The sequence below is a fragment of the Pseudomonas sp. NPDC077649 genome (assembly GCF_044542855.1).
Lineage (GTDB): Bacteria > Pseudomonadota > Gammaproteobacteria > Pseudomonadales > Pseudomonadaceae > Aquipseudomonas.
This window is the reverse complement of sequence record NZ_JBITVF010000002.1, coordinates 177,730-195,226: the sequence shown is the minus strand read 5'-3', so window position 1 is coordinate 195,226 and position 17,497 is coordinate 177,730. Positions and strand designations below refer to the sequence as shown.

Below are 17,497 nucleotides of genomic sequence, written 5' to 3'. Positions count from 1 at the left end.
TCACCAGAATTTTTAGGGGTTAGGTATTTCATGGAATTCGGTCTGCGCGAATGGCTGATCGTTATTGGCATCATCGTTATCGCTGGCATTCTGTTCGACGGCTGGCGGCGCATGCGTGGCGGCAAGGGGCGCTTGAAGTTCAAGCTCGACCGTAGTTTCGCCAACATGCCCGATGACGACGGCGACCCCGATCTGCTCAGCCCGCCACGGGTGATCAAGCGCGACCTCGAACCGCAACTGGACGAGGACGACCTGCCATCGATGAGCGCCAAGGATCTGCCGCGTCGTCCTCGCAGCGAGCCGCAGCAGGGCGACCTCAACCTGGCGGTCGACGAGCCGGTGCCGACCCTGCTCAACCCGGTCGACGACGAAGTCGAAGCCAAGGATGCGAAGAAAACTGCCAAGCCGGCCGCCGAGGCTGCGCCGGTGGAGGAAGTGCTGGTGATCAACGTGGTCGCCCGCGACGACATCGGTTTCAAGGGCCCGGCACTGCTGCAGAACATCCTCGAAAGCGGCCTGCGTTTCGGCGAGATGGACATCTTCCACCGCCACGAGAGCATGGCCGGCAACGGCGAGGTGTTGTTCTCCATGGCCAATGCGCTCAAGCCCGGCACCTTCGACCTGGACGACATCGAAGGCTTCAGCACCCGCGCGGTGAGCTTCTTCCTCAGCCTGCCCGGCCCGCGTCATCCCAAGCAGGCCTTCGACGTGATGGTCGCCGCGGCGCGCAAGTTGGCCCACGAACTGGGCGGCGAGCTGAAGGACGACCAGCGCAGCGTGATGACCGCGCAGACCATCGAGCACTACCGCCAGCGCATCGTCGAGTTCGAGCGCCGGCAGCTGACCCACAAGCGCTGACAGCAACCGCATTGCAAAAGAGCAGCTCAGGCTGCTCTTTTCGTTTGAGAGACCGAAGATGACCGACGCCGCCCAACGGAATGCCGCCCAACGTATTGCCGAACTGCGCAACGAACTGGATGCGCACAACTACCGCTACTACGTGCTGGACCAGCCAAGCATTCCCGACGCCGAGTACGACCGCCTGTTTCGCGAACTGCAGGCGCTGGAGGCCGAGCATCCCGAACTGGTGACCCCCGAATCGCCGACCCAGCGCGTCGGCGGCGAGGCGCTCGACGCCTTCGGCGAGGTGCGCCACGAGATCCCCATGCTCAGCCTGGGCAACGCCTTCGAGGAGGACGACCTGCGTGCCTTCGACCGCAGCGTGCGCAGTGGCCTGGGTCTTGCCGGCGGCGACCTGTTCGGCGGCGGCGCCGAGGTGGAGTACAGCTGCGAACCCAAGCTCGACGGCCTGGCCGTCAGCCTGCGCTACGAGCACGGCCAACTGGTGCGCGGCGCCACCCGCGGCGACGGCAGCACCGGCGAGGACATCAGCGCCAACGTGCGCACCATCCGCAACGTGCCGCTGCGCCTGCAGGGCGAGGGCTGGCCGCAGGTGCTGGAGGTGCGCGGCGAGGTGTACATGCCCAGGGCCGGCTTCGACGAACTCAACGCACGCCAGGCCGCGGCCGGCGCCAAGACCTTCGCCAATCCGCGCAACGCCGCGGCCGGCAGCCTGCGTCAGCTCGACCCGAGGATCACCGCCAGCCGCCCGCTGGAGTTCTGCTGCTATGGCGTCGGCCAGGTCAGCGGCGAGCTGCCGGCCACCCAGATCGGTATGCTCGAGCAGCTCAAGGCCTGGGGCATCCCCATCAGCCGCGAGCTGAAGCTGGCCAAGGGCGTGGAAGCTTGCCTGGACTACTACCGCGATATCGGCCAGCGGCGCATGGAGCTGCCTTATGACATCGACGGTGTGGTGTTCAAGGTCAACCACATCGAGGACCAGCAGCAGCTGGGCTTTCGCGCGCGCACGCCGCACTGGGCCATCGCCCACAAGTTCCCGGCGCAGGAGGAGCTCACCGAGCTGCTCGACGTCGAGTTCCAGGTCGGCCGCACCGGCGCCGTCACCCCGGTGGCGCGGCTCAAACCGGTCAAAGTGGCCGGCGTCACCGTGGCCAACGCCACCCTGCACAATATGGACGAGGTGGCGCGCCTGGGGTTGATGATCGGCGATACGGTGATCATCCGCCGCGCCGGCGACGTGATCCCTCAGGTGATGGCCGTGGTGCCGGAGCGGCGCCCGGCCGATGCCCGCCCGGTACGGGTTCCCGAGCAGTGCCCGGTGTGCGGTTCGGCGGTGGAGCGCACCCAGCTGGTCAAGCGCAGCAAGGGCAAGGAGAGCGTCAGCGAGGGCTCGGTGTACCGCTGCATCGGCCGCCTGAGCTGCCAGGCGCAGCTCAAGCAGGCGATCATCCACTTCGTCTCGCGCCGCGCCATGGATATCGAGGGCCTCGGCGAGAAGAGCGTCGAGCAGCTGGTGGACGAGGGCCTGGTGAGTTCGCCGGCCGATCTCTACACCCTGAGTTTCGAGCAGATCGTCGGCCTGGAAGGCTTTGCCGAGCTGTCCAGCAACAACCTGCTGGCGGCCATCGCCGATAGCCGCAAGCCGACGCTGGCGCGTTTTATCTACGCCCTGGGCATTCCCGATGTCGGCGAGGAAACCGCCAAGCTATTGGCCCGCGCCCTGGGCTCGCTGGCGCGCATCCAACAGGCGCGGCCCGAGGTGCTGACCTGGCTGCCGGACGTGGGCCTGGAAGTGGCGCACGAGATCCACAGTTTCTTCGCCGACGCGCACAACCAGGCCGTGCTGGAGAAACTGGTCTATGACAACGACGCGCCACTCGGCGTATTGCGCGAGGATGCCGGGCTGAGCGCGGAGTTCACCGCCTGCGCCAGCCTGGCCGAGCTGCTGGGCAAACTGAATATCGCCTCGGTCGCCGCGACCGGCGCCCAGAAGCTGGTCGATGAAGCGATCAGACGTCTGGCTGTCACCGGCGTGAGCAATGCGGAGAATGCCGTGCGCCTGGAGCATGTCATCGAACTCAGTCAGGACTGGCTGGACCTGTCGGTGCTCAAGGGGCTCAACGAAAAGGCCAAGCAGGCCGTGCGCGAATTCTTCGCCGACCCGGCCAAGGTCGCCAAGGCTCGTGCCATCGAGCAGCAGTTGCTGGATTTCGGCATGCACTGGAGCTGCGAGAAGAAGGTCGCCGAAGGCCTGCCCCTGGCCGGGCAGACCTGGGTGCTGACCGGCACCCTGGAACTGATGAGCCGCGATGTGGCCAAGGACAAGCTGGAAGGCCTGGGCGCTAAGGTGGCCGGTTCGGTGTCGGCCAAGACCCATTGCGTGGTGGCCGGCCCGGGCGCCGGCTCGAAACTGGCCAAGGCCAGCGAGCTGGGCGTGAAGGTATTGGACGAGGCGCAGTTCCTCGAACAGCTCAAGGCTTACGGCGTCGAGCCCTGATGTTGCAGGAGCCGGCTTGCCGGCGATTCGTTACGCAGAAGCATCGCCGGCAAGCCGGCTCCTGCGAAAAGCTTTGCCGTACTGGGTAATGCTTTTCGCTCGATAAGTAAGCCTCCCTCTCCCCGAAGGGGCGAGGGGGCTGACTGAGGGGCATCAGTGCCTAAGTGCAGAGCCGTCTGAACGCTCAGCCGGCGAAGCGCTGCTCCAGATAGGCGATGATCGCCTTGGACTCGTACAGCCAGGTGCTCTGGCCGTTTTCCTCGATGCGCAGGCAGGGCACCTTGATGCGGCCACCCTGCTGTTCCAGGGCCTGGCGATGCTCGGCGTCGTGCTTGGCGTCGCGCAGTTGCACCGGCAGGTTCAGGCGGTGCAGGCTGCGCCGTACCTTGACGCAGAACGGGCAGGCGTGGAACTGGTACAGCGCCAGGTCGGCGCTGGCGCGTTCCACCTCGGCCTGCGCCGCGGCGCTGCGCTGGAGTTTACGCGGGCGGCTGATCCAGTCGACGAACATGACGATCTGGCCGAGGCCAATGCGAAGGGCCTTGAGCAACATGGTTTCTACTCCTGAAATGCCGACGGCCGTTCAGCGTCGTGAACGGCCGTCGTGGTGGGGGCTGCGCCTTAGCCGATCAGGCTGAGGAATTCGCTGCGGGTCGCCGGGTTTTCACGGAATTCGCCAAGCATCACCGAGGTGACCATGGACGAGTTCTGCTTCTCCACGCCGCGCATCATCATGCACATGTGCTGGGCCTCGATGACCACCGCCACGCCGAGGGCGCCGGTGACCTGTTCGATGGCCTCGGCGATCTGCCGGCTGAGGTTTTCCTGGATCTGCAGGCGGCGGGCGTACATGTCGACGATGCGCGCCACCTTGGACAGGCCGAGCACCTTGCCGTTGGGGATGTAGGCGACGTGGGCCTTGCCGATGAACGGCAGCAGGTGGTGCTCGCACAGCGAGTACAGCTCGATGTTCTTGACCAGTACCATCTCGCTGTTGTCGGAGCTGAACAGCGCGCCGTTGGTCACTTCCTCCAGTGTCTGCTGGTAGCCGCGGCAGAGGTACTGCATGGCCTTGGCCGCGCGCTTGGGGGTATCCAGCAGGCCTTCGCGAGAGGCGTCCTCGCCGAGCTGGCCGAGGATCGCGGTGTAGTGTTGTTCCAGGGACATGGAAAATCCTGTTGGGTATCGAAGGGCGCAGGGTAGGGCGCCGATGGGCGCCTGGCAAGAGCGCCGGGCGCCAGAATCATGGGCCGGGCAGGTTACTCGTCGCGGCCGTCCATCATGGTGCGCTTGAGGATGATGTACACCGCGCCGGTGCCGCCGTGCTTGGCCAGGCAGGAGGCGAAGCCGAGCACCTGCGGGTGCTGGCGCAGCCAGGTGTTGACGTGGCTCTTGATCATCGGCCGGCGGCCGTCCATGCGCACCGCCTTGCCATGGGTCACGCGCACGCAGCGCACCTCCAGCTTGGCGGCTTCGGCGAGGAACTCCCACAGCGTGTCGCGCGCCTTCTCCACGCTCATGCCGTGCAGGTCGAGGCTGCCGTCGAAGGGGATCTGGCCGAGCTTGAGCTTGCGCATCTGGCCTTCCTGCACGCCGTTGCCGGCCCAGTACAGCGCGTCTTCGGCGCCGACGTCGATGACGAACTGGTCGGACAGGCCGTCCACCTTGATCTCGCCCTGGCTGATGCTGGCGGCCTGGCGCAGGGTGCTGAACTGCTGGCGATCGGGCTTGGGTTTGCCGGTGTCGGCGCGGTCGTGCTTGAGCGGCTTGACGCCGCGCAGCTCGGCCTGGAACAGGGAAAAGTCGTCGTCTTGCATCGGTGGCTCCGCGAAACAGACGGGCATTTTATGGCCTGCCATCCCTCACGGCCACCCTTCGGGCCGTCGCTGCGCGACGTTAAAAATGGCTCCCGGCCATTTTTTATGGCCTGCCGTCCCTGACGGCCACCCTGCGGGCCATCGCTGGGCGAGGTTAAAAAATAGCGCCAGGCTATTTTCTAGCCCGCTCGCGGCGTTTCAGTCGCGCTTTTTCAGCAGATGTGGCGACAGGGCGAGGTCGTGCGGCTGGCGCAGGCGCCGGCGGCAGCGGCGCCAGAAGGCGATGCCGGCCCACAGCAGCAGCAGGCCGAGTAGCAGCAGGACGCCGGCTTCGCCGGTGGAGTCGTTGAGCGTGCCCAGCACCGGGGCGCGCCCGGCCAGCGAGGCGATACCGGCCATCGCCAGGAGGATGCCGAAGGTGGCCAGCAGCGCGCCCAGCGCCGCACCGATGCGCAGGCGCCAGTGTTTCGGCTGGCGCGGGCGCAGGCGGCGGGCATCGAAATCGTCGGACAGCTTCATGCCGATTTCCTTTGGGGTGTCGGCGCTATGACCGGACATTAGCGCCGGGGTTCCGCCATGCTGGCGGCACTGTGACGGCGGTCAGATCAGCGCCTTGGCTTGCGGCACCAGGGTGGCGAAGTTGTCGGCCAGGGCGATCATCTCAATGCGGTGCACCTGCGCGGCGGCGATCACACTGCCATCGGGGGCCGGCAGGTCGCGGGTGGCGCAGGCGGCGTCGACCAGGGTGCAGCGATAGCCATAGTCCTTGGCGGCGCGCACCGTGGTGCTGACGCTGGAATGGGTCATGAAGCCGCAGACGATCAGGTCGAGATGGCCGAGGGCCTGCAGGCGGTCGTGCAGTTCGGTGCCGGCGAAGGCGTTGGGCAGGCGTTTCTCCACCACGATCTCGCCGGCCAGCGGGGCGGCCTCGGGCAGGTGGCGGCCGCGCGGGCCGCTGGGGTCGAGCAGGCCGCCGGGAATGCCGAGGTGCTTGACGTGGACGATGGCGCTGCCGGCGGCGCGGGCGGCGGCCAGCAGGCTGGCGATCTCGGCCAGGGCGGCGTCCAGGCCGGGCAGGGCGAGCACGCCGCTGCGGTATTCTTCCTGAGCATCGATGATCAGCAGGGTCGCATTGCCCAGACTGGCCGGAGCGTGGCCACGACCGGTGAGCTGGAACATGGTTTGCGGATGGGACATCTCGGGCTCCTGGCTGATGGTGATGATGTGCCATTGTCCGCTTGCCAGAGCGCGCTGTGAACCTCTTGTGCGCCATTACTTGCTCGGCCGTGGAGCGCGGAGCAGAATCGGAACCGTCCCGAAGGACTCGGGGTCGCATGCAAAAGGAGTTGCCCATGTCGCTGTTTTCGCAATTGTCCCCGCATTTCTGGCTGCTGTTCTCCATCGCCGTGGCCATCGCCGTGTTGCGCGAACTGCGCCGGCCGCCGGATGGGCCCGGCTGGTCGCGCAAGGAGCGCGAGCGCCCCTGATCACCCGATGCCGGCGCGTTAAGCGTTGGCTATGTCCCCAGCAGCCGGGCAAACGAAAACGCCCCGCAATTTGCGGGGCGTTTGCTGTTGCGCGAGGGCCTCAGCCGCCGAGGCCGAACCACTGGAACTGCAGGTACCAGATGCCCAACGAGCCGAGGAAGTTGACCAGGATCGCCGGCAGGAACTTCAGGTGCACGCCGAAGCTGTAGCTCTTGTCCAGGCTCATGGCCATCACCCCGGCGGCCGAGCCGACCACCGTCAGCGAACCGCCGATGCCCACCATCAGCGCGTTCAGCGCCCACTGGTCGAGGCCCAGCTGCGGGTTGGCCATCAGCGCCGCGGCTTCCACCGGCACGTTGTCCATCACCCCGGAGGCGATGCCCAGCACCACGTTGACCAGGGTCGGATCGAGGATCTCGAACAGGCGCGCGATGTAGGACAGCCAGCCGACGTGGTTGAGGCAGGCCACCGAGGTGATGATGCCGATGAAGAACAGCAGGGCGTTCCACTCCACCTTCTGCAGTTGCTCGTGCCAGCGCGTCTCGATGCCCATGCGGGTCAGCAGCCAGCTGTACAGGGCGACCAGGCCGAGGCCGATGCCGATGGCGAACTCGATGCCGACCTTGAGCACGATGTTGCACAGCACCGCGCCGATCACCGCGATGAAACCCACCAGCGCCAGACCGGCGCCGCCCGGCTTGAGCCGGCTCTCGCTGGCGTCGACCTTGCGGATCAGCTGCTGGCCGTCCAGCTGGCGCAGGTAGAACAGGTGCAGGGTGGCGGCGCACAGCATCCAGCCGATCAGCGCCGAGGGGATCAGCAGCAGCAGGCCGGCGATGCTGATCTTGCCGGCCAGCACCACCATCAGGCTGGTGGAGGTGCCGAGGAACCAGACTCCGGAGTTGGACGCCACCACGATGTTGCACAGCGCCACGTGGGTGTAGCGCTGGTGGCTGGAGATGCTGGTGATGGTCTTGCCGAAGATCATCGCCGTGGTGAAGTTGTTGAGAAAGGGCGACAGGGTTGCCGATAGTGCGCCGGTGGCCCAGAACATGCCGCGCGCACCCAGGCCCTTGCGCAGCAGGTAGCCGTTCAGTGCGGTGAACACGTTCCGCTCGTTGAGCAGCTCGACCACCATCCACATGAAGGCCATGAAGGCGATCAGGCCGAACAGTTCCTCCTTGGTCTCGCTCTGGGCGTGGAGGAAATACTGGAAGCCGTTGGGGTCGGTGAGGGCGTAGTGGACGCCGATGACGATCAGGCCGGACATCATGAACATGGCCGGCTTGAACTTATCCATCTCCAGTTGTGCTTCAAAAACTATCAGCGTCATGCCAATAAGGAATATCGCCAGCACGAGCAAGCCCGTGAGCGAGAAGGGGTCGATGACCATTGGGGGTTCTCATTAGGAAGGGATGGGAAGGGTTAAGAAATCGTTGCAAATTATAACGATGTGACCCCTCGTCTGGCAGCAGTCGAACTACGACTTAACGGCATTTATTTATGGCCATGCGCCCCGTGCCTACCCTGGGCTAAACTGCGCCGTTTTCACCCGGAGATCGCCCGTGACCCTCCCCGCTACCCGTTTACGCACCCTGCGCGACTACATCCGCTGGGCCGTCAGCCGTTTCCAGGCCGAGCAACTGTTCTTCGGCCATGGCACCGACAATGCCTGGGACGAGGCGCGCCAACTGGTGCTCGGTGCCTTGCACCTGCCTTGGGAAATGTCCGATGCCTACCTCGACTGCCGCCTGGAGGACGACGAGCACGCCCACCTGCAGGCGCTGCTCAAGCGCCGCATCGAGGAGCGCGTGCCCACCGCCTACCTGCTCGGCGAGGCCTGGTTCTGCGGGCTGCCCTTCGTCGTCGACGAGCGCGTGCTGGTGCCGCGCTCGCCGATCGCCGAACTGATCGAGGCGCACTTCGCCCCCTGGCTGCCGGCTGAGCCGGCGCGGGTGCTCGACCTGTGCACCGGCTCGGGCTGCATCGGCATCGCCTGCGCCTACGAGTTTCCCGAGGCCGAGGTGGTGCTGGCCGATCTGTCGTTCGAGGCGCTGGAGGTGGCCAACCAGAACATCGAGCGCCATGGTCTGGAAGAGCGCGTCTACTGCGTGCAGGGAGACGGCTTCGCCGGGTTGCCGGGGCAGCGCTTCGACCTGATCGTCTCCAATCCACCCTACGTCGATGCCGAGGATTTCGCCGACATGCCGGCCGAGTATCAGCACGAGCCGGCCATGGGCCTGGCTTGCGGTGACGACGGCCTGGATCTGGTGCGGCGCATGCTGGCCGAGGCCGCCGACCATCTCACCGAGCACGGCCTGTTGATCGTCGAGGTGGGCAATAGCCAGGTGCATGTCGAGGCGCTGTACCCGGAGGTGGACTTCACCTGGCTGGAGTTCGCGCGCGGCGGCCACGGCGTGTTCCTGCTGGCGGCCCAGCAGTGCCGCGAGCATCAGGCGCTGTTCCGCTCGCGGGTCGAGGGCTGATTCGCACGGCTGACGACGGACAGGCGTAGGGTGGATGACGCTTTTTTCATCCACCACGATGACCTGATCGGTGGATGGGTGAAGCGCCATCCACCCTACGATGATCCGACAATGACTCTAGCGCGTGGCGATCCAGATCAGCAGCCCGGCCTGGAACAGGCTGAAGGCCACCAGGCAGCTGATGGTGAAGCGCAGGCCGCTGTCCTCGCGCCTGAATCGCGCGACCTTCTCCTCCAGCTTGCGCACCTGCACGTCCCGCTCGCGCAGGCTCTGATCGGCCTGCTGCAGCATGGCGGCGGCGTCCAGCAGCTCGATGATCTGCACCTTCTCGGTCTGCCAGTCGCCGTGCAGCGAACTGACCCGCGGCGCGCTGTAGAACGGCTTGAGCTGCAGCGGGTCGCTGTACTCGATGACGAAGCCCTGGGCCTTCAGGGCATGGTCGCGGCGGGCGCGCGCCGCTTCGTTGAAGTTGTCCTTGGTCGGCAGGGCGCCGCCCTCGACCTGGTAATGGGCGTACTGCTTGCGCGCCCAGGCGATGCCCTGGGCCAGCAGGAAGCGCCCCAGGCCGCGGTTGGCCGGCTCCACGCTCAGGCCCTTGTCCGGGCCGAAGCGCACCTCCTTGCGTTGATGATCGGCCCAGACCTCCAGCAGGTTCTGCTCGCGGTGCAGGCGCTGCCCCGGCACTTGCAGGCTCAGGCGCAGCAGGCTGAGGTCCTTGGCATGGCGCTCCACGCGGCCGAGCTGGACGAAGCGCAGCGGCCGCGGGCCGGTGTCGCGGTCCACCGGCAACGGCGCCAGGCGCAGCAGGCTGAACTGCTCGGCCGGCAGGTCGGCCCAGGGATGGGGGGCGGCCGGCGCTTCGCCGCTCTGTTGGGCGTCGACCGGCGCGGTTGCGGGGGGAGAGGCGGGTTGCTCGCTCATGTGGGGGCCTGTGCGCTAAAGCTGAAACTGCTGTGTAGGCAGGTTATCGGCCGCTTTGCCTCGCACTGGAGCGAATAAAGGCGACGATGCGTTCGCCCAGGGCGCGGGCCAAGGGTAGCTGCGGATCGTCGTAGGAGGCCAGCTGTTCGTGCCAGGGCAGCGGAGTGATGCGCAGCACGTGGTTCATGCCGGGGATCAGCGCCAGCTCGGCATCCGGCTTCGCCTGCTGCAATGCCACGGCGTTGTCGAGACCGACCTGGGCGTCGTGGCTGCCCTGCACGATCAGCGCCGGAATCCGCAGCGCGGCGAAGGCCTCGGCCGGGCGCTGGCGCAGCAGGCTGATCAGGTAGGGCTGCACGCTCGGTCGCAGCAGCACCTGCAATGCCTTGGGCACCTCGGCTTGCTCCTGACCGCGGATCAGGCTGGCCAGGATCTGCCGGCTCTCGGCCAGCAGCGGCGGCGGCAGGCGCATGGCCAGCTGGGCGTCGAGCACCTGGCCGATGGGGTAGGCGGGGCCGGCGATGGACACCAGCGCCTCGGCGCCGCTGCCGGCGGCGGCCAGGCTGGCGATCAGCGCGCCTTCGCTGTGGCCGAGCAGGATCAGCCGGTCGAAGCGCGGATCGCCCTCGAGCAGGCGTCCCCAGGCCTCGGCATCGGCGACGTAGCGTTCGATGCTGAGGTCGCGTTCGTCGGGCGTGGCGGCACGGCTGGCGGCCACGCCGCGCTTGTCGTAGCGCAGGCTGGCGATGCCGTGGCGCGCCAGCAGCTGGGCCAGCTTCTTCAGCGCGTCGTTATGGCCGCCCTCGGGGTTGTTGCCGTCGCGGTCGGTGGGGCCGGAGCCGGCGATCAGCAGCGCCACCGGCACCGGCTCGTCGCTTTGCGGCACCAGCAGGCTGCCGTACAGGGTGCCCTGGTCGGTGTCCAGGCTGATGGGCAGTTGTCGGGTGGTGTTGGCCTGGGCCAGGCCGGTTATCAGGGCAAGGGACAAGAGCAGGGTTCGCAGCATGATCGGGGCAGGGTGGTGGCAGACCGGCATTGGACGCCGGTCGCCGACCAAGGTTCGGGGTGAACTGCAAGGTCGCCGCGGGTATACTCGCCCACCTCGTTAAGCGGCCTGCGCAGCGGCAGGTCGGGGCTGAATTTCGCGGAGCGTCTTCCCATGTCCGGCAATACCTACGGCAAGCTGTTCACCGTCACCACCGCCGGCGAAAGCCATGGCCCGGCCCTGGTCGCCATAGTCGACGGTTGTCCGCCGGGCCTGGAGCTGTCGCTGGAGGACATGCAGCGCGATCTCGACCGACGCAAGCCGGGCACCAGCCGCCACACCACCCAGCGCCAGGAAGACGACGTGGTGGAGATCCTCTCCGGGGTGTTCGAGGGCAAGACCACCGGTTGCGCCATCGGCCTGCTGATCCGCAACACCGACCAGAAGTCCAAGGACTACTCGGCGATCAAGGATCTGTTCCGCCCGGCCCACGCCGACTACACCTACCACCACAAGTACGGCATCCGCGACTACCGTGGCGGCGGCCGCAGCTCGGCGCGCGAGACCGCCATGCGCGTGGCCGCCGGCGCCATCGCCAAGAAATACCTGGCGACCCAGGGCATCGTGGTGCGCGGCTATATGAGCCAGCTCGGTCCCATTGAGATTCCGTTCAAGACCTGGGACAGCGTCGAGCAGAACGCCTTCTTCAGCCCCGACCCGGACAAGGTGCCCGAGCTCGAGGCCTATATGGATCAGTTGCGCCGCGACCAGGATTCGGTCGGCGCGAAGATCACCGTGGTCGCCGAAGGGGTGATGCCGGGCCTCGGCGAGCCGATCTTCGACCGCCTCGACGCTGAACTGGCCCACGCGCTGATGAGCATCAACGCGGTCAAGGGCGTGGAGATCGGTGCCGGCTTCGCCAGCGTTGCCCAGCGTGGCACCGAGCACCGCGACGAGCTGACCCCCGAAGGCTTCCTGTCGAACAATGCCGGCGGCATCCTCGGCGGCATTTCCAGCGGCCAGCCGATCGTCGCCCATCTGGCGCTCAAGCCCACCTCCAGCATCACCACGCCGGGGCGCTCGATCGACGTCGACGGCAACCCGGTGGAGGTGATCACCAAGGGTCGCCACGACCCCTGCGTGGGCATTCGCGCCACCCCCATCGCTGAGGCGATGATGGCCATAGTGCTGATGGATCACCTGCTGCGTCATCGCGCGCAGAACGCCGAGGTGCGCGTCACTACCCCGGTGCTGCCGCAGCTGTGACCGCTTGCGTAGGTTGGGTTGAGCGCAGCGATACCCAACAACCGCAGCCCCGGCTGTCGCTGCGCTCGACCCGGGCTAAGACCAGGCCATGATCTCCGCGTTGCCTTACTGGCGCCTGTCCGGCTTCTACTTCTTCTACTTCGCCCTGCTCGGCGCCACGGCGCCGTTCCTCGCCCTGTACTTCGACCACCTGGGCTTCTCGCCGGCGCGCATCGGCGAGCTGGTGGCCATCCCCATGCTGATGCGCTGCCTGGCGCCGAATCTGTGGGGCTGGCTCGGCGATCACAGCGGCCAGCGCCTGCTGATCGTGCGCCTCGGCGCGCTGTGCACCCTGGTCTGCTTCGCCGGCATCTTCGTCAGCCACAGTTATGCCTGGCTGGCGCTGATCATGGCCGCGCACGCCTTCTTCTGGCATGCGGTGCTGCCGCAGTTCGAGGTCATCACCCTGGCCCACCTGCGCGAGCAGGCCGCGCGCTACAGCCAGATCCGCCTGTGGGGCAGCATCGGCTTCATCGTCGCGGTGGTCGGCCTGGGCCGCCTGTTCGAGTGGCTGAGCCTGGACGCCTACCCCTGGGCGCTGGTGCTGATCATGGCCGGCATAGTCGCCGGCAGTTTCTGGGTGCCCAACGCGCAGCCGCTATCGCGACCCGGCAGCGCCGAGCAGGGCGGTTTCCTGCGCCAGCTGCGCCGCCCCGGCATCCTCGCCTTCTACGCCAGCGTCGGCCTGATGCAACTGAGCAACGGGCCCTACTACACCTTTTTGACCCTGCACCTGGAGGCGCTCGGCTACGGCCGCGGCACCATCGGCATGCTCTGGGCCCTGGGCGTGGTGGCGGAGATTCTGCTGTTCCTGGTCATGGCGCGGCTGCTGCAGCGCTATTCGCTGCGCGCGGTGCTGCTGGCCAGCTTCCTGATCACCGCCGTGCGCTGGCTGCTGCTGGGCAACCTGGCTGACCAGCTGGCGATCCTGCTGCTCGCGCAGTGCATGCACGCCGCCACCTTCGGCGCCTTCCACGCCGCCAGCATCCACTTCATCCAGCGCAGCTTCGAAGGTGGTCAGCAGGGCCAGGGCCAGGCGCTGTACGCCACCCTGGCCGGCATCGGCGGCGCCCTCGGCGCGCTGTATGCCGGCTACAGCTGGAACAGCATCGGCCCGGCCTGGACCTTCGCCCTGGCCAGCCTGGCGGCGCTGGCCGCAGCCGTTATCATTGCCACTCGTCTGCCCCCGGAGTCCGAGCGAGAATCCCCATGACCAGCCTGAGCGTTCACCTGGAAACCTCCCCGCAGCTGCCGAACAAGGTGCTGACCCACGCCGAGGACATCGCCAGCACCCTGGCCGAGGTCGGCGTGCGCTATCGCCAGTGCCCGCCGCCGGCGGCGCTGCGCCCCGGCTGCAGCGAGCAGGAGTTCGACGCCGCCTGCGGCGCCTGGCTGCAGGATCTGCGCGGCGAGGGCGGCTACCGCCAGCACGAGCTGCTCAGCCTGGAGCGCAACCACCCGCGCAAGCTCGAGCTGCGCGCGCGCTACCTCGACGAGCAGACGCAGCCGGCCGCCAGCGCCTGGTTGTTCGTCGGCGGTTTCGCCCAGCTCAGCCTGCACTTGGGCGAGTACGTCTATGTGCTGCAGGGCGAGCGCGGCGATCTGCTGGAGCTGCCGGCGGACACCCGCCACTGGTTCGACCTGGGCGAGGAGCCGCACCTGCTGCTGGTGCGCCTGAGCGCCACGGCGGAAGCGCCAAGCCTGACCGGCGACCAGATCGCCAGCCGTTTTCCGCGTCTGGGCGACTGAGTGGCTATCCTCTGAGGGCAACCCTTCACACAGGAGTGTCGTCATGGGTTCCACCCTCAATGGGCTGATCGGCCTGATCATTCTGGTCCTGGATATCTGGGCCATCGTCAACGTGGTGAAAAGCAGCGCCGAAACCGGGATCAAGATTCTCTGGGGGCTGCTGATCATCTTCCTGCCCGTGCTGGGGCTGATCATCTGGGCGCTGGCCGGGCCGCGCGGCAACGTCAGGCTGTGATGCGCATCTGGCTGCTGGTGCTGCTGCTGGCGCCGCTGTGGACCTCGGCAGCGCAGCCGGCCGACGCCTGGCAGGCGCTGCGCGAGGGGCGGGCGCTGCTGATCCTGCGCCATGCCACGGCGCCGGGCGTCGGCGATCCGGCGCATTTCCAGCTGGGCAATTGCAGCACCCAACGCAACCTCAACCAGCAGGGCCGCGAGGAGTCGCGGCGCTGGGGCGAACTGCTGCGCCGCCAGGGCATCGAGCGGCCGCGGCTGCTCAGCAGCCGCTGGTGCCGCGCGCTGGATACCGCCAGGGGCATGGGCCTGGGCCCGGTGCAGCCGCTACCGGCGCTGGACTCCTTCTTCGAGCAACGCGACGCCGCCGAGGCGCAGACCGCCGAGCTGATTCGCGCGGTCAACCTGCTGCCGCCGGGCGAGCCGCTGGTGCTGGTGTCGCATCAGGTCAATATCACCGCGCTGACCCGGGTGTTTCCCGCGTCCGGCGAGGGGCTGATCCTGGCCTTGCCGCTGCGCGCGGCGCCGCAAGTGCTGGCGCGTATCGCGCCGCCCTGAGCGTTGGTGCGCACGGCGGTCAAAGCGCCAGTTGCGTCTGCTGCGACGGCAGCGCGCCTTCCAGTTCCAGCAGCAGTTGCTTGCGCGGCAGGCCGCCGGCGTAGCCGGTAAGGCTGCCGTCGCGGCCGATCACCCGGTGGCAGGGGATGACGATGGACAGCGGGTTGGCGCCGTTGGCGGCGCCCACCGCGCGCACCGCCTGCGGCCGCGCGATGGTGGCGGCCAGGTCGCTGTAGCTGCAGGTGCGACCGTAGGGAATGCGCTGCAGGGCCTGCCATACCGCCTGCTGAAAGGGCGTGCCACGCGGCGCCAGGCGCAGCTCGAACTGGCGGCGATGGCCGGCGAAATACTCGTCCAGCTGCCGGCACACATCATCCAGCTCGCCGCCGGCCTGTCGCCAGTCTTCGCCGATGCGCCAGGGGCGGCTGTCGAGCTCCATCAGCAGCAGCTGCAGGCCGTTTTCGTCGCCGGCGAGAAACAGCGGGCCGAGGGGGCTGTCGTGGTGGCGGTAGTACATGGCGTTCAGCCTCCCGAATAGTTGTGCCACAGGTGCGCGGCGGCGTAGGCACGCCAGGGCCGCCAGGCTTCGGCGCGGGCCTTGAGGCGGCGCGCATCGATGCCGCCGGCGCCCCACAGCGGCGCCTTGAGCAGGCCCAGGTCGCTGGCGGGGAAGGCGTCGGCCTCGCCGAAGGCGCGCAGGGCGATGTACTCGGCGGTCCACGGGCCGATGCCAGGCAGGGCGCACAGGCGTTCGATCAGCGCCGCGCTGCCGTCGTCGAGATTCAGTTGCAGGCTGCCGTCGGCGATGCGCGCGGCGAACTGCTGCAGGCTCTGCACCCGTTTGCCGGGCATGCCAATCGCGGCAAGGTCTGCCGTGGCGATGGCCTGCGGGCTGGGAAACAGCGTGGTGACGCCGGGGCAGCCGGGCAGATTCAACGGCGTGCCGAGGCGCTGCACCAGGCGGCCGACCAGGGTCACCGCCGCCTTGACCGTGACCTGCTGGCCGACGATGGCGCGCACCGCCTGCTCGAACGGGTCGAAGGCCACCGGCAGGCGCAGGCCGGGGTTGCGCTGCAGCAGCGGCGCGAGCAGGGCGTCGCCGCTGAGGTGCGCGGCAATCGCCTGCGGCTCGGCGTCGAGATCGAACATCCGCCGCACGCGCTGCTGCAAGGCCTCCAGGGCAATGGGCGCGGCGCTGCAGCAGCGCAGTTCGAGGGCGTTCTGCCCGGGCAGCGGTGTCACCCGCAGCCAGCCGCTGGCGCCGGCCAGGCTGAAGCTGCGGCTGTAGCTGTCCGGCGTCAGGCATTCCAGCCCCGGCACCGCGCGCAGGGCGAAGTGGGCGTGGAACTGCGGCCAGTGCCAGGGCGGCAGGTAGGGCAGGAGCAGGCTGATATTGTGCATGGCTTGCACCTTAGCCGCGTCGGGCGGCGCTGTCAGCGTGAAGATGACTTTCAAACTGCGACGACCTGCCCTGTGCAGGGTGTCGCGGGGCCGCCTAGGTTGTGCACACCGCGGGCAAGCGGATGGATGGTGTGCAAGGCGCCCCCTACGGAGTGATCTCGCCGCGCTGGTAGCGCCCCGGCGTAGTGCCTTTCCAGCGCTTGAAGGCGTGGATGAAGTTGGACAGCTCGCCATAGCCCAGGCGTTCGGCGATTTCCTCCAGGCTCAGGCCGCCGGCGGCCAGCAGCTCCTCGGCCAGGGCCTGACGCACCTCGTCCTGCAGGGCGCGAAAGCTGCTGCCTTCGTCGATCAGGCGGCGGCGCAGGGTGCGGCTGCTCAGGTGCAGGCGGGCGGCGACCCGTTCCATGTCGCTCATCTGCCCCGGCGCCTGCAGCAGCAACTGGCGTACGCGGCCGGCCAGGCCCTGGTGCCACTGGTGGCGGGCGAGGATCGCCTGGCATTGCTGCTCGCAGGCGCTGACCAGCTGCGAATTGGCCCGCGGCAGCGCAACATCCAGCAGCCCGGCGGCCAGGCCGATGCGATTGGCCGCGGCAGCAAAATGCGGCGCCAGGCCGAAGACCTCGACGAAGGGCGCGACCTCGGCCGGCGCCTGCTGGCGCAGCTCCAGGCAGGTCAGCGGCAGCGGGGCGCCGAGCAGTTCGCGCACGATCAGCTGGGCACCGACCATATCGCGCTGGACGATAAAGGGCCGTAGCTCCTCGTCCAGCGCGCCGTCGTCGAAGCGCAGGCTGGCGGTGACGCCGTCCTCGTCCAGGCTGATGCGGGTGAAGGCGTAGGTCAGGCCGTGGTAGCGCAGGCCCAGTTCGGCCGCCTGGCGCGCGGTGGCGCTGCTGAGCATGGCGTAGCCCCAGGCGCCGTAGCTGGTCAAGTGGTAACGCCGGCCGGCCTGCAGGCCGAGGTCGGCGACCGCGGGCAGGGCCTGCACCAGGTTGGCGATCAGCTGCAGCTCGCGGCCGGCGTCGATCTCGCCGTGCGGGGCGGCGAGCTGCACCGCGCTCAGGCCGGTATCGCGCAGGCAGGTGTCCAGGTCCAGGCCGAGGTCGAGCCCCAGCTGGGTGAGTAACTGCATGCTGGTGATGCTACGGCGCGCGGGCCAGGGTGGCGACATCAGGCTGTCCGAAAATCACAATCGATTGACC

The 17,497-nt window shown here is 67.9% G+C and carries 20 protein-coding genes; 9 read left to right on the top strand and 11 right to left on the bottom strand.

Features of this window, described 5'->3' with window-relative positions:
- Positions 1–30: 30 nt before the first annotated feature.
- Together zipA and ligA are read left to right on the top strand one after the other, a co-directional pair.
- Positions 31–858 (top strand): cell division protein ZipA, encoded by an 828-nt coding sequence (gene zipA / locus ACIGFL_RS08000; protein WP_021442182.1) that lies wholly within the window; start codon positions 31–33, stop codon positions 856–858.
- A 58-nt stretch (positions 859–916) separates the two neighbouring features.
- Positions 917–3,358 carry an NAD-dependent DNA ligase LigA gene (gene ligA / locus ACIGFL_RS07995; RefSeq protein ID WP_397496793.1) on the top strand — a complete coding sequence of 814 codons (2,442 nt, stop codon included), beginning with the start codon at positions 917–919 and terminating at the stop codon, positions 3,356–3,358.
- A 184-nt stretch (positions 3,359–3,542) separates the two neighbouring features.
- On the opposite strand, the gene ACIGFL_RS07990 is transcribed toward ligA, so the two are convergent.
- The 5 genes from ACIGFL_RS07990 to ACIGFL_RS07970 all read right to left on the bottom strand — a co-directional run bounded on the left by ACIGFL_RS07990 (position 3,543) and on the right by ACIGFL_RS07970 (position 6,372).
- On the bottom strand, positions 3,543–3,911 hold the full coding sequence (locus tag ACIGFL_RS07990; RefSeq protein ID WP_397496792.1) for a glutaredoxin family protein: 369 nt from the start codon (positions 3,909–3,911) through the stop codon (positions 3,543–3,545).
- A gap of 68 nt (positions 3,912–3,979) precedes the next feature.
- Complete coding sequence (folE, locus tag ACIGFL_RS07985) at positions 3,980–4,525, bottom strand: GTP cyclohydrolase I FolE (protein WP_021445284.1); 546 nt, start codon at positions 4,523–4,525, stop codon at positions 3,980–3,982.
- Positions 4,526–4,617: 92 nt separating this feature from the next.
- The gene (locus ACIGFL_RS07980; protein WP_021445283.1) at positions 4,618–5,175 is read right to left on the bottom strand and encodes a Smr/MutS family protein; all 558 of its coding nucleotides are present in this window, start codon (positions 5,173–5,175) and stop codon (positions 4,618–4,620) included.
- 198 nt (positions 5,176–5,373) lie between these two features.
- Complete coding sequence (locus ACIGFL_RS07975; RefSeq protein WP_397496791.1) at positions 5,374–5,694, bottom strand: hypothetical protein; 321 nt, start codon at positions 5,692–5,694, stop codon at positions 5,374–5,376.
- A gap of 81 nt (positions 5,695–5,775) precedes the next feature.
- Positions 5,776–6,372: a cysteine hydrolase family protein gene (locus ACIGFL_RS07970; protein ID WP_122107092.1), complete on the bottom strand. Its 597-nt coding sequence runs from the start codon at positions 6,370–6,372 to the stop codon at positions 5,776–5,778.
- A gap of 155 nt (positions 6,373–6,527) precedes the next feature.
- Between ACIGFL_RS07970 and ACIGFL_RS07965 the strand changes: the two genes are divergently transcribed.
- A complete protein-coding gene (locus ACIGFL_RS07965) occupies positions 6,528–6,662 on the top strand; it encodes a hypothetical protein (RefSeq protein ID WP_021444180.1) in 135 nt (44 codons plus the stop codon).
- A 100-nt stretch (positions 6,663–6,762) separates the two neighbouring features.
- Here ACIGFL_RS07965 and nhaD read toward each other — a convergent pair whose 3' ends face one another.
- A complete protein-coding gene (gene nhaD, locus ACIGFL_RS07960; protein WP_397496790.1) occupies positions 6,763–7,995 on the bottom strand; it encodes a sodium:proton antiporter NhaD in 1,233 nt (410 codons plus the stop codon).
- A 232-nt stretch (positions 7,996–8,227) separates the two neighbouring features.
- Between nhaD and prmB the strand changes: the two genes are divergently transcribed.
- Positions 8,228–9,148, top strand: coding sequence for a 50S ribosomal protein L3 N(5)-glutamine methyltransferase (prmB, locus tag ACIGFL_RS07955; RefSeq protein WP_397496789.1), 921 nt, complete (start codon positions 8,228–8,230; stop codon positions 9,146–9,148).
- Positions 9,149–9,265: 117 nt separating this feature from the next.
- Here prmB and ACIGFL_RS07950 read toward each other — a convergent pair whose 3' ends face one another.
- Together ACIGFL_RS07950 and ACIGFL_RS07945 are read right to left on the bottom strand one after the other, a co-directional pair.
- Positions 9,266–10,069, bottom strand: a complete 804-nt coding sequence (locus ACIGFL_RS07950) for a hypothetical protein (protein ID WP_397496788.1) — start codon at positions 10,067–10,069, stop codon at positions 9,266–9,268.
- Positions 10,070–10,112: 43 nt separating this feature from the next.
- Positions 10,113–11,105 (bottom strand): alpha/beta hydrolase, encoded by a 993-nt coding sequence (locus tag ACIGFL_RS07945; protein ID WP_122107089.1) that lies wholly within the window; start codon positions 11,103–11,105, stop codon positions 10,113–10,115.
- Between the two features lie 123 nt (positions 11,106–11,228).
- Here ACIGFL_RS07945 and aroC point away from each other — a divergent pair, with 123 nt between their 5' ends.
- From aroC to ACIGFL_RS07920, 5 genes are all read left to right on the top strand, one after another.
- Positions 11,229–12,320 (top strand): chorismate synthase, encoded by a 1,092-nt coding sequence (gene aroC / locus ACIGFL_RS07940; RefSeq protein ID WP_021444391.1) that lies wholly within the window; start codon positions 11,229–11,231, stop codon positions 12,318–12,320.
- Positions 12,321–12,408: 88 nt separating this feature from the next.
- Positions 12,409–13,572 (top strand): MFS transporter, encoded by a 1,164-nt coding sequence (locus tag ACIGFL_RS07935; RefSeq protein WP_397496787.1) that lies wholly within the window; start codon positions 12,409–12,411, stop codon positions 13,570–13,572.
- Positions 13,569–14,108: an acireductone dioxygenase gene (locus ACIGFL_RS07930; RefSeq protein ID WP_397496786.1), complete on the top strand. Its 540-nt coding sequence runs from the start codon at positions 13,569–13,571 to the stop codon at positions 14,106–14,108. Before ACIGFL_RS07935 ends, ACIGFL_RS07930 begins: the two co-directional genes overlap by 4 nt.
- Before the next feature lie 43 nt (positions 14,109–14,151).
- Positions 14,152–14,343 carry a PLDc N-terminal domain-containing protein gene (locus ACIGFL_RS07925; RefSeq protein WP_397496785.1) on the top strand — a complete coding sequence of 64 codons (192 nt, stop codon included), beginning with the start codon at positions 14,152–14,154 and terminating at the stop codon, positions 14,341–14,343.
- On the top strand, positions 14,343–14,897 hold the full coding sequence (locus tag ACIGFL_RS07920) for a histidine phosphatase family protein (RefSeq protein WP_397496784.1): 555 nt from the start codon (positions 14,343–14,345) through the stop codon (positions 14,895–14,897). Before ACIGFL_RS07925 ends, ACIGFL_RS07920 begins: the two co-directional genes overlap by 1 nt.
- A 19-nt stretch (positions 14,898–14,916) precedes the next feature.
- On the opposite strand, the gene ACIGFL_RS07915 is transcribed toward ACIGFL_RS07920, so the two are convergent.
- The 3 genes from ACIGFL_RS07915 to ACIGFL_RS07905 all read right to left on the bottom strand — a co-directional run bounded on the left by ACIGFL_RS07915 (position 14,917) and on the right by ACIGFL_RS07905 (position 17,469).
- Positions 14,917–15,414, bottom strand: coding sequence for a methylated-DNA--[protein]-cysteine S-methyltransferase (locus tag ACIGFL_RS07915; RefSeq protein WP_397496783.1), 498 nt, complete (start codon positions 15,412–15,414; stop codon positions 14,917–14,919).
- A gap of 5 nt (positions 15,415–15,419) precedes the next feature.
- Positions 15,420–16,298, bottom strand: a complete 879-nt coding sequence (locus ACIGFL_RS07910) for a DNA-3-methyladenine glycosylase family protein (protein WP_397496782.1) — start codon at positions 16,296–16,298, stop codon at positions 15,420–15,422.
- A 145-nt stretch (positions 16,299–16,443) separates the two neighbouring features.
- Complete coding sequence (locus tag ACIGFL_RS07905; protein WP_397497102.1) at positions 16,444–17,469, bottom strand: AraC family transcriptional regulator; 1,026 nt, start codon at positions 17,467–17,469, stop codon at positions 16,444–16,446.
- Positions 17,470–17,497 lie beyond the last annotated feature (28 nt).

What these genes read in the sequence shown, in the direction of transcription:
- zipA (WP_021442182.1), top strand. Translation starts at nt 31, where the DNA reads ATGGAATTCGGTCTGCGCGAATGGCTGATCGTTATTGGCATCATCGTT.
- ligA (WP_397496793.1), top strand. Translation starts at nt 917, where the DNA reads ATGACCGACGCCGCCCAACGGAATGCCGCCCAACGTATTGCCGAACTG.
- ACIGFL_RS07990 (WP_397496792.1), bottom strand. Translation starts at nt 3,911, where the DNA reads ATGTTGCTCAAGGCCCTTCGCATTGGCCTCGGCCAGATCGTCATGTTC.
- folE (WP_021445284.1), bottom strand. Translation starts at nt 4,525, where the DNA reads ATGTCCCTGGAACAACACTACACCGCGATCCTCGGCCAGCTCGGCGAG.
- ACIGFL_RS07980 (WP_021445283.1), bottom strand. Translation starts at nt 5,175, where the DNA reads ATGCAAGACGACGACTTTTCCCTGTTCCAGGCCGAGCTGCGCGGCGTC.
- ACIGFL_RS07975 (WP_397496791.1), bottom strand. Translation starts at nt 5,694, where the DNA reads ATGAAGCTGTCCGACGATTTCGATGCCCGCCGCCTGCGCCCGCGCCAG.
- ACIGFL_RS07970 (WP_122107092.1), bottom strand. Translation starts at nt 6,372, where the DNA reads ATGTCCCATCCGCAAACCATGTTCCAGCTCACCGGTCGTGGCCACGCT.
- ACIGFL_RS07965 (WP_021444180.1), top strand. Translation starts at nt 6,528, where the DNA reads ATGTCGCTGTTTTCGCAATTGTCCCCGCATTTCTGGCTGCTGTTCTCC.
- nhaD (WP_397496790.1), bottom strand. Translation starts at nt 7,995, where the DNA reads ATGACGCTGATAGTTTTTGAAGCACAACTGGAGATGGATAAGTTCAAG.
- ACIGFL_RS07950 (WP_397496788.1), bottom strand. Translation starts at nt 10,069, where the DNA reads ATGAGCGAGCAACCCGCCTCTCCCCCCGCAACCGCGCCGGTCGACGCC.
- ACIGFL_RS07945 (WP_122107089.1), bottom strand. Translation starts at nt 11,105, where the DNA reads ATGCCGGTCTGCCACCACCCTGCCCCGATCATGCTGCGAACCCTGCTC.
- aroC (WP_021444391.1), top strand. Translation starts at nt 11,229, where the DNA reads ATGTCCGGCAATACCTACGGCAAGCTGTTCACCGTCACCACCGCCGGC.
- ACIGFL_RS07935 (WP_397496787.1), top strand. Translation starts at nt 12,409, where the DNA reads ATGATCTCCGCGTTGCCTTACTGGCGCCTGTCCGGCTTCTACTTCTTC.
- ACIGFL_RS07930 (WP_397496786.1), top strand. Translation starts at nt 13,569, where the DNA reads ATGACCAGCCTGAGCGTTCACCTGGAAACCTCCCCGCAGCTGCCGAAC.
- ACIGFL_RS07925 (WP_397496785.1), top strand. Translation starts at nt 14,152, where the DNA reads ATGGGTTCCACCCTCAATGGGCTGATCGGCCTGATCATTCTGGTCCTG.
- ACIGFL_RS07920 (WP_397496784.1), top strand. Translation starts at nt 14,343, where the DNA reads ATGCGCATCTGGCTGCTGGTGCTGCTGCTGGCGCCGCTGTGGACCTCG.
- ACIGFL_RS07915 (WP_397496783.1), bottom strand. Translation starts at nt 15,414, where the DNA reads ATGTACTACCGCCACCACGACAGCCCCCTCGGCCCGCTGTTTCTCGCC.
- ACIGFL_RS07910 (WP_397496782.1), bottom strand. Translation starts at nt 16,298, where the DNA reads ATGCACAATATCAGCCTGCTCCTGCCCTACCTGCCGCCCTGGCACTGG.